Raw genomic sequence first — 748 nt, 5'->3', positions numbered from 1 at the left:
CAATAGGCATCATAGCCGCCATGGCAATGGCCTGTGGAATGAGGATAATACCGGTATCAATCGGTGACACACGCTGGATATTTTGCAAAAACAACGGTGTTAGGAACGTTCCTCTGTACATCCCCATCATGACCAGACTGGAAGCAATGACACTAATCGTATATTTTGAATTCTTGAATAATGAGATTTCAATTACCGCATTATCCTTGCCGCTTTCTACATAGATCAGAAAAACAAGTGCCCAGAAAGCAACAAACAGCAAGGATACAATTCCAAAAGAAGTCCAGCCATCACGCTGTCCGTTTGTCAGTGCGTACAAAAGTGTTCCGGCACAAGTTGCGGCCAGCAAAAAGCCCGGTAGATCAAACGGCTTCGGCTCTACTTTAGGCGGTTCTTTGATTAGAAGAATAACCATTAAAATTGCAAATAAAGCAACTGGCACACTGACAATAAACAAGAACCGCCAGTTAAACCACTCAATTAAATATCCGCTGAGCGTAGGCCCTACAGCCGGCGCTGCCATTGCGGCGATCCCCCATATACCAAGGGACATACCGATTTGTTCACGCGGCATAATTTTGTAAATAATCGTCATACTCAGCGGCATAATAACACCACCGCCCAGACCAGCCAGCACCCGTGCTGCGATCAGGGCAGAATCACTCCATGCAAAAATACATATTCCCGTTCCCAGCGAAAATACGCCGAGCGCAAGAATCAAAAACTTTTTGTATCCGAGACGCTGCTC

1 protein-coding gene is annotated in these 748 nt (G+C 45.9%); it reads right to left on the bottom strand.

The annotated features are described in order from the left end of the window. On the bottom strand, positions 1–748 hold a 748-nt coding region (locus tag GRP75_RS28550), incomplete at both ends, for an MFS transporter (RefSeq protein ID WP_160791063.1).

Origin of the sequence: Paenibacillus sp. OT2-17 (assembly GCF_009827695.1) — a bacterium.
Taxonomy (GTDB): domain Bacteria; phylum Bacillota; class Bacilli; order Paenibacillales; family Paenibacillaceae; genus Paenibacillus; species Paenibacillus polymyxa_B.
Note: the sequence above shows the minus strand (reverse complement) of the source record. Positions and strands in the feature narration are given on the sequence as shown.